Consider the following 9,797-nt stretch of genomic DNA (forward strand, 5'->3'; position numbering starts at 1 on the left):
ATATGGCAACTGTTAAAACTAACACAGATGTTTTCGAAAAAGCTTGGGAAGGCTTTAAAGGAACTGACTGGAAAGAAAAAGCAAGTGTATCACGTTTTGTACAAGCTAACTACACGCCATACGATGGTGATGAGTCTTTCTTAGCCGGTGCAACTGAACGTTCATTGAAAATCAAGAAAATCATTGAAGACACTAAAGCTGAGTATGAAGCAACTCGCTTCCCATTTGATACTCGTCCTTCTTCAATCGCTGGCATTCCTGCTGGATTCATCGATAAAGACAATGAATTGATTTATGGTATTCAAAATGATGAATTGTTCAAATTGAACTTCATGCCAAAAGGTGGTATCCGTATGGCGGAAACTACTCTTAAAGAAAATGGTTATGAGCCAGACCCAGCAGTCCATGAAATCTTCACTAAATATGTAACAACTGTTAACGACGGTATTTTCCGTGCTTACACATCAAACATTCGTCGTGCGCGCCACGCCCACACTGTAACTGGTCTTCCAGATGCTTACTCACGTGGACGTATCATCGGTGTTTACGCACGTCTTGCTCTTTACGGTGCAGACTACTTGATGCAAGAAAAAGTGAATGACTGGAATGCCATCACTGAAATCGATGAAGAATCAATCCGTCTTCGCGAAGAAGTTAACCTTCAATACCAAGCACTTGGTGAAGTGGTTAAACTTGGTGACCTTTACGGTGTTGACGTTCGTCGCCCAGCAGAAAACGTTAAAGAAGCTATCCAATGGGTAAACATCGCTTTCATGGCAGTATGTCGTGTGATCAACGGTGCAGCAACTTCTCTTGGACGTGTGCCAATCGTTCTTGATATCTTTGCTGAACGTGACCTTGCTCGTGGTACCTTTACAGAATCAGAAATCCAAGAATTTGTGGATGACTTCGTGCTTAAACTTCGTACCGTAAAATTCGGACGTACGAAAGCTTACGATGCGCTTTACTCAGGTGACCCAACATTCATCACAACTTCTATGGCTGGTATGGGTAACGATGGTCGTCACCGTGTAACTAAGATGGACTACCGTTTCTTGAACACGCTTGATAATATCGGTAACTCTCCAGAACCAAACTTGACTGTTCTTTGGACTGATCAATTGCCAGAAGCATTCCGTCGCTACTGTATGAAAATGAGCCACAAACACTCTTCTATCCAATATGAAGGTGTGACAACAATGGCTAAAGAAGGTTATGGCGAAATGTCATGTATTTCATGTTGTGTGTCTCCACTTGACCCAGAAAATGAAGAACAACGTCATAACATCCAATACTTTGGTGCTCGTGTAAACGTGCTTAAAGCCCTTCTCACTGGTCTTAACGGTGGTTACGATGATGTCCACAGAGACTACAAAGTGTTTAACGTTGTTGAACCAATCACATCGGAAGTTCTTGAATACGACGAAGTTATGGCTAACTTTGAGAAATCTCTTGACTGGTTGACAGATACTTACGTAGATGCGCTTAACATCATCCACTACATGACTGATAAATACAACTACGAAGCAGTTCAAATGGCCTTCTTGCCAACACATCAACGTGCTAACATGGGATTCGGTATCTGTGGTTTCGCTAACACTGTTGATACTTTGTCAGCAATTAAATACGCAACTGTTAAAACTATCCGCGATGAAAATGGTTACATCTATGACTACGAAGTTATCGGTGACTTCCCTCGTTACGGTGAAGACGATGACCGTGTTGATGACATCGCTAAATGGTTGATGGAAGCTTACCACACTCGTCTTGCAAGTCACAAACTTTACAAGAATGCTGAAGCTTCAGTATCACTTCTTACCATCACTTCAAACGTTGCTTACTCTAAACAAACTGGTAACTCTCCAGTTCACCGCGGCGTATTCTTGAACGAAGATGGTACAGTTAACACTAGCCAAGTAGAATTCTTCTCACCAGGTGCTAACCCATCTAACAAAGCTAAAGGTGGTTGGTTACAAAACCTTAACTCACTTGCTAAACTTGAATTCTCACACGCTAACGACGGTATCTCATTGACTACTCAAGTATCACCTCGTGCTCTTGGTAAAACATTTGACGAACAGGTTGACAACTTGGTAACAGTTCTTGACGGTTACTTTGAAAATGGTGGTCAACACGTTAACTTGAACGTTATGGACCTTAACGATGTTTATGACAAGATCATGAACGGCGAAGATGTTATCGTGCGTATCTCTGGTTACTGTGTCAACACCAAATACCTTACACCAGAACAAAAAACTGAATTGACTCAACGTGTCTTCCACGAAGTGCTTTCAATGGATGATGCCGCTGAAGCTATCTCAGGGCAATAATCAGACAAGGCTCGTTATGCCTTTGCATAACGCCCTTAGTCATTCTTATAGAAGCAGGGCATCAAACAGTTGTCCTGCTTCTTTTTTTAGCTTATAATAACTTTATGATAATCAAACAAACTCGAAATACTCTAGCTGATACTTATTTAGATGCTGTAAAAATCAGACGTCAAGTCTTTATTGGTGAACAGGGAGTTCCAGCTGCTATTGAAATCGACCGTAATGAGGCTTACTGTCTTCATTTTGTTCTTTACGACGATAATGGCAAACCTTGTGCTACTTGTCGTCTGCTGCCTGATCCCAATCAGAAAACCGTTACCTTACAACGCATGGCTGTCCTCAAAGAATACCGTGGCCAGGCCCTAGGACAAGAGTTAATGACTTACGTCCTAACCTATGCCCAAAAACAAGGAATTGAACGTATTAGCCTACATGCTCAGCTAAGCGCTCGAACCTTCTATGCCAAATTAGGTTTCCAAGAAGAGGGAGAGCGGTTCAAAGAAGCAGGAATTGAGCATATCACAATGACAAAAGACTTACCTCATTCACCATTATAAACACCTAAAAAGCCCTATAACGAACTGGCAGAGCAATCATGAGACTTATTATCTCGTGATAAAGGCTTCCAATAGTTATAGGGCTTTTCATAGTAGTTTGAATCTGATTGGGCTAATTGGACATTATTGTCCTTGACAAAGGTGACCTGAGATGATTGCAGAACCTTTGGCTGGTACAATAAGCTTCAAACGCTCTGTACTGCTATCTACATGACTATCTCCGACAAGAAGTGCCCAGTCAGCACCCGTCATTCCTAAATCCAAAGCAGTGATGTCAATCTGCTCTTCTTGCTCTGACTGAGACCAAACAAAGAGGTAACAAGCTTCTCTGGTGAAACGAGCAAAAACAATCACTTGTTCTGTCATGCGCAGAATTCTGAAGCCACCTGTTTGGAGACTTTCCTCAGTGGTTTTTAGACGACAAAGCGTCTGATACAACTGATAACAATCTTTTTCTTGCTGGGTTAGCTCTCTAGACCAATTCATAGGATAGCGTGTACCTTCGTTACTCTTATGATGGCCTCCGAGTAACTGCTCGTCACCATACCAGATATTAGTTGCTCCTGGAAGCCCAAAAAGACAGATAGAAGCTCCTTGGTAGCCTGCAAATGCTACGCCATCCATGTGATAAAGCCTTGGCACATCATGAGAATTGATTAGGTTAAACATCTGATACTGGATTTGTGAAGGAACCTTGGTCATGAACTGTAAGATGCGTCGGCCAAGATGTCTAGCAGTCTTAGGGTAATTAATCTTAGCCAAATCAGGTTGTCTTTCCAAAAACAAGTCACAGGTCCCTGCGAATTCTCTCAGAGGTCTCGCCGCTTGGAAATAATTCATGGTAGAATCCCACTGCTTGGCGTCGTACATTTCCCAAGCGTCAGCCCATTCTTCCGCAATAATAGCAGCATCCTTTTTGGTTGCCTTAATCTCTTGGTAGATTTCCCGCCAAACCTCATGGTAAACATCTAACACATCATTTCTAGCCATCACATCTGCCACATCAAAGCGCCAACCATCAATATTAAAGGGCTCTTTGAGGTATTTTTTGAGAACAGAATCCTCATTACGGTAAATAATATCTCTGAGGCGTTGAGACCCGTAATTGAGTTGAGGCATGGTTTCTAAACCAAACCAAGACTTGTAGTTGTTTTGCTCATCGATAAAGAAAAATTCTCGTTCGGGAGCATCCGGGTTGTGATAGGCTCCCACACTTTTGTCGTAAAATTCACAGGTCTTGTTAAACCATTTTGAGGAGGAACTGGTGTGGTTAATTGAAATGTCCAAAACCAGTTTCATACCGCGATGATGGATTGCTTGCGATAAGGCGATTAAGGCCTCTTCTCCACCCAGACTTGGGTCAATTTCGAAGTAATCCAAAGCATCGTATTTGTGATGAGTGGGTGAAGTAAAAATGGGGTTGAGGTAAATCCCATTAACCCCTAACTCTTGCAAGTAGTCTAGATGATCGATAATTCCCCAGAGGTCCCCTCCATAAAAATCCATCGCAAAAACATCAGCATATTCTAAGGGCTGGTCTTCCCAGCGCATTGGCTTTGGAGACTTGCCATTGTAAGTAAATTGCTCTGCTGTAATCCCTATTTCTGGTCGTCCATTAGCAAAACGGTCTGGCATGATTTGGTAAAAAACCGTCTGAGATAACCATTCAGGAGCATCGTAGTCTGTATAAATTTTAAAATTGTGACTATCATCTGACAGGTAGTCGCTGATACCTGCTTGGGTGTAAAAATAAATAGCCTCTTTAGTAGTGAGGTAAAATTGATAAGACAAATAATCATCTAAACAAAGAGCGTCAGCTTGATAATAGGCTAAGCCATTTAAAGTCTCTGTCTTTGTCATTTCTTCGATAATTTCTACCCCTTGCTTTTTGTAGCGCAAGAAAATCTGTTGAAGAATCGGGTTTTCTTTGACCCGTAAGCTGATTTGAATAGTGTCTCCTTTTCGCGGATACGGCTTAGACACAAAGTGTTTAGTGCTATCCGAATAGACGGTTTGTAGTAAGGTTTGCATGTAACAATCTTTCTCTTTCTAAGCTAACTCATTAAGAAGACCCAAAAGAAGCCTAAGCACCTCTCTTGGGTCCTACTCATACTGACTTATTTCTTTTCGTTTTTCAAATAACGATCATAAGCGGCTTGGTGAATAGACTTATACTCTTTTAGCCCCATTTTATCAAGGCTAGCAAGGTATTCATCCCATTCTTTATCAATTCCTCCTTCAGTTACCCAGTGAGCTTGTTTTGTCTGAATAAAGGACATGATATCAACCGAAATGACTGATAAGCGGTTTAGTTCTTCTTGAGTGAACATAACATTTGGAAAAGCTGGTTGAGCAGCATCTTCCACGACTTTTTGTGCTTCTAATTTAAGACCATCTCCGGCACCTTTAGGCAAGGTTACTTTCTTATTGAAATCATCTGGAGCGTACTTCGGTCCAAAACTTCTGAGTGAATTCACCCAGGCAAAAATATCTTGTTCCCCATCTGGTGCTTCTAGCACGGTATAAGTGCCATCGTCATTCTTTTTAGTGGCCTTGTCAAAAGAGCCATAGAAGATTTGAATTGTAGCATCTTCGGTGTAGAATTGGTCAAAGAAGGCTAGGATTTTCCCTGGATCCTTAGCTTGATCGGTAATCATCAGCTCATTACGTCCATAACCACTACCATCCGCATGCACATAAGCTTTGCCATCAGGACCTGTGATTGGAGGCATTGGGACGTATTCTGCAGTATGTTTACCAAAGAGGGCGTCTGCTGTCCAACCTGCTGAAATACCGACAATAGCATCCCCATTGTTTTGACGTTTAGCTTCTGCTTGAGAGCTATCTTGGGTGAAAATTTCTTGATCAATGAGTTTTTCTTTGTATTGATCGTGAACCCATTTTAGCCCTTCTTTGTAGTAGTCGGCCGTTGGAGTAAAGGTGATTTCTTTTTTATCATTAACTGTCCAATATTTTCCGGATTCTCCTGGACTAATCACCGTGCCAAAAGGTGGGCATAAGTGAGAATTGGATCAACCCCACCGTTTTCAAACGGAATTTCATCTGACACATTTCCATTGCCATTGGCATCTTTATCACGAAAGGCTTTAGAAACAGCGACTAAATCTTCGTAAGTTTTTGGCATGTCTAAGCCAAGGTTGTCCAGCCATTTTTTGTTGATATATAACTGGTTAGCAACCTTAGGGCTCATTGGCTCACGCTTTGGCAAGGAGTAAATATGCCCGTCTGGATCGGTAACAATAGCCCGCATGTTGGGATCTTTTTTCATGATTTTTGACAGATTTGGCATGTGTTTGTCAATTAAATCTTCTAATGGAATGAAGCGATTTTTAAAGACAGACAGGTCACTATCTGAGAAGCTAATAGATCCTAAAAAGGCATCTGGTAATTTACCACCGGCCATCAAGACAGCCTTTTGATCCGCCCAATCGGAATTTAAATAGATTTTCCAATCCACATCTACCTTAGCTTTCTTTTCAGCTTCCGCAACGAAGCCTTTAAGGAAATCTTTCCCCAATCTTGCCAGCGGACAGTAGCCACAGTAAAATGATTCTCTTTTTGACTAGCGGTGTCACCCTTCTTATTAGACTGACAAGCTGCTAAACCTAAACTCAATGCTGTCACAAGTGATGCTGCTACCAAACGGTTAACGGATGTTTTTTTCATCATATCTCCTTATTTTTTCCTTTTTAAACACATCTTAATTGAAATCTCAAACCACTTATTCCTTTGCCAGCGTCCCTCCCTTTCTTTTCTCGGACTGTCTCTCATAGGGCTTTAAGAGCTTTTTGAAAAACAGGACCTTCCAAACGACTAAAAATGATACCCCACCAAAGGTGAGAAAATAGAGCGCTGTAAACAGTCCAACGGAACTGCTAACAAAGAAGGCATAGACTAGCAAGTAAGGTAAGAGCATCACTATAATCTTTCCTTTTTCATAAGAAAAAAGTTGAAAAACAGCTCTCACCATAGCCGTGAGTGAATTATCATAACGAGCTAAAAAGTAATAGGCACAAAAAGTCACGAGTGCGACGTAAAATCCCATCACTACTAAGTTCATCGACCAAAACAAGTAAAGGATTCCTGTCATCTTATCAAGTAAACTGATATTCATCACAAGAAACAATATGAACAAACTACTCAAGCAAAAGAAAATCGTGCTTTGTTTGGCATCAGCTTTAAAATAGCGATAAAAGCGTTGAGTGACTTGACCTCGTTGGCCGTCCATCACATCGATAATGGAGCGGTAAAGAGCTGTCAAACTAGCCCCAATACTCAAAAGAGGCAAGCTAAATGTAAGAAATAAACAATTGAGAAGGGCTAAATCAAAGCATGTCTCGAAAAAAGCTATTACCCGACTATTAGGATTAAGTAGTTTATTCATTCATCGTTATCCTATTCTTTAATAGAACCAATCATCACACCCTTATTGAAATGTTTTTGAAGCAAGGGATACAAACATAAAATAGGCAAGGTTGACACCACAATCGCTGCGTATTTCATCATTTCAGATAAGGCTCTTAATTCGGAAGCTAGACTACCCGTAGCCTGCTTCAGCAAGGATTCGTTGGTCACTAAAATACGTCTCAAAATCAATTGCAGAGGTTGCAAATCAGCGTCTGTCAAATAAATCAAAGCATTGAACCACGAATTCCAGATACCAACCGCCGTCCATAAACCGATAACAGCGATAATGGCTTTTGACAGAGGTAGTACAAATGAGAAGAAAAAGCGAATGGTTCCTGCCCCGTCCATTTGAGCGGCTTCCCAGAGTCCTTCTGGAATATTACTCTTAAAAAAGGTCTTAGCCACAATGATATTGTAGGAAGAGACCGCAAAAGGAACAATCATTACCAAGGCATTGTTTAACAAGCCTACATCTCGAATCACTAAATAAGTTGGGATGAGACCACCCGAAATAAACATGGGAACAAGAAAGAGAAATTGAATGGCTTTCTTCCCAAACAACTCATTTCGAGAAAGGGCATAGCCTGCTGGGAGATTAACAGCTAGCCCAAACAAGGTCCCAAAAACGGTATATAAAATGGTGTTACGGTAGCCAATCCAGATGCTCCTGTCTTTTAATAAGGCATCATAAGCGCTCAGACTCCAATGTTTAGGCCAAAGCAGAACTTCTCCTCGCGCCACTGACGACGGATCACTAAAGGAAGCAATAATAACAAACCACAAGGGATAGACTACTAGTAAAATAATCAACGAAGCAATCACATAGAGGCTAATATCAAAGATGACATCTGAAGCTTTTCGATTCATAAATGTTTTCAAACGTTTCAAGTCAACTCTCCCTTACAATAAACTGTTTTCAGTGTATTTCTTGGCTAGCCAATTCACAGTTAAGAGGATAACCAAATTCACCAAAGTATTAAACAAGCCAATGGCAGTCGATAAGCTATATTGAAAGCTCTGCAACCCCATTTTATAAACATAGGTTGAAATGATTTCACTAGAAGCCAAATTAAGAGGATTTTGAAGTAGCAAGACTTTTTCAAAACCAACACTCAAGAGCCCTCCAGCCCTCAAAATCAAGAGAACCACCATTGTTGGAATGAGATGCGGAATATCAATATGAACTATTTTTTGGAAACGGCTAGCCCCGTCCATATCAGCAGCCTCATAATAGGTTGGATCAATAGAGGCTAAAGCTGCAATGTAGACGATACTATCCCAACCTGAGTGTTGCCAAACATCGCTCCAGACATAAATGTCTTTGAAAAAAATAGTATTGGCTAAAATATTTGGGAAAGTCAGCCCCAATAGCCGAAAAAGATTGGCTACGATGCCTGTCTCTGGCGAGAAGAATATCAATATCATTCCGACAACAACCATTACTGAGATAAAGTGTGGAAAATAAGTGGTTACCTGAAAGACTTTCTTAAATTTTTCACTGCGTAGTTGGTTAGACAATAAGGCAATCGCTATCGGCAGAGGAAAACCAATAAAAATACTATACAAGCTGATGGCTAGAGTGTTTTTAATCGTTAAGCCAAATTGATAGGAATGGAAAAATTGCGAAAAATGTTTAAAGCCTACCCAAGGACTTCCCGAAAAACCTAAGGAAGGAGAATAATCCTTAAAGGCAATCACTAGTCCATACATGGGGTAATAAGAAAAAACAAGAAGCAATACCAAAGAGGGCAATAACAGCAAATAAAGTGGTAAGCTCTTTTTAAATTGCTTACGATATGTCGCAAGGTCACCCTTACTAACAGAAGAAAAGAGGGTCATTTGTTCTCCATTCTAATAAATCTACGTCCTATCACAACTCACCGGTAACGACTGTTGTGAGGAACCTAACACCGGCTAACCATTACAGATAGCATTTACAATTAGTTTATCGTTAAACCAAATGAAACGATTTGGCAAGATGAAACTTGTAACAGAAAGTTATCACCTCTCTTATTTAGGTAAAAAGAGAGTAAAACACAGTTGTTGGCTACCTTTTGAGATAAGAAAATCAAATTGCAGCTAGGTTTATCGTTAAACTTAGTGCATAGTTTTAGCCTCCAAAAATAGTTTTCCCCCTTCGAAGAAATACTTCCCAAAAAGCTACTAAATTCTTTCTCAAAACCTTATCGTCCAATAAGCGGTGGCAGTCAATTAGGTTTATCGTTAAACTATAATGGTAAAAACTTACCCTCGTCTCCATGATAAGGGTTATGCAATAATCAGCGCAAGCGCTTTCTTTATTTTTATTATAGTACGTCTTTGAAAAGATGTCAATATCATTAAGGAAAAATTTCACGCCGTACGCATGAAAACTTTCTCTTCATCCTTTTGTGCCCGGACATCAATTTTGAAAAGATTCCTTTTTAAATCAATCATCTGCTTAGCCTCTTTCTCCAAATAATTGGGCTAAATAATCTTTCAA

The 9,797-nt window shown here is 40.5% G+C and carries 6 protein-coding genes and 1 pseudogene; 2 read left to right on the top strand and 5 right to left on the bottom strand.

Going from position 1 to position 9,797, the window contains the following annotated elements; genetic code table 11:
• The first annotated feature begins 2 nt into the window (after window positions 1-2).
• Both pflB and ACYTR8_RS08395 read left to right on the top strand, forming a co-directional pair.
• Window positions 3-2,330, top strand: coding sequence for a formate C-acetyltransferase (gene pflB, locus ACYTR8_RS08390; RefSeq protein WP_129556243.1), 2,328 nt, complete (start codon window positions 3-5; stop codon window positions 2,328-2,330).
• 104 nt (window positions 2,331-2,434) lie between these two features.
• Window positions 2,435-2,887, top strand: coding sequence for a GNAT family N-acetyltransferase (locus ACYTR8_RS08395; RefSeq protein ID WP_479641999.1), 453 nt, complete (start codon window positions 2,435-2,437; stop codon window positions 2,885-2,887).
• Between the two features lie 123 nt (window positions 2,888-3,010).
• Here the strand turns inward: ACYTR8_RS08395 and ACYTR8_RS08400 are convergent, their stop codons facing one another.
• From ACYTR8_RS08400 to ACYTR8_RS08420, 5 genes and pseudogenes are all read right to left on the bottom strand, one after another.
• Window positions 3,011-4,918, bottom strand: coding sequence for a glycoside hydrolase family 13 protein (locus ACYTR8_RS08400; protein ID WP_479642000.1), 1,908 nt, complete (start codon window positions 4,916-4,918; stop codon window positions 3,011-3,013).
• A gap of 86 nt (window positions 4,919-5,004) precedes the next feature.
• Window positions 5,005-6,574 (bottom strand): annotated as a pseudogene (locus ACYTR8_RS08405) (type 2 periplasmic-binding domain-containing protein).
• A 55-nt stretch (window positions 6,575-6,629) separates the two neighbouring features.
• Window positions 6,630-7,292 carry a DUF624 domain-containing protein gene (locus ACYTR8_RS08410; protein ID WP_479642001.1) on the bottom strand — a complete coding sequence of 221 codons (663 nt, stop codon included), beginning with the start codon at window positions 7,290-7,292 and terminating at the stop codon, window positions 6,630-6,632.
• Window positions 7,293-7,303: 11 nt separating this feature from the next.
• Entirely contained in the window at window positions 7,304-8,203 is a 900-nt protein-coding gene (locus ACYTR8_RS08415) for a carbohydrate ABC transporter permease (RefSeq protein WP_003059927.1), read from the bottom strand.
• Between the two features lie 12 nt (window positions 8,204-8,215).
• Complete coding sequence (locus ACYTR8_RS08420) at window positions 8,216-9,154, bottom strand: ABC transporter permease (protein WP_111717567.1); 939 nt, start codon at window positions 9,152-9,154, stop codon at window positions 8,216-8,218.
• Window positions 9,155-9,797: the final 643 nt, after the last annotated feature.

The sequence above is a fragment of the Streptococcus sp. F2 genome (assembly GCF_056500955.1).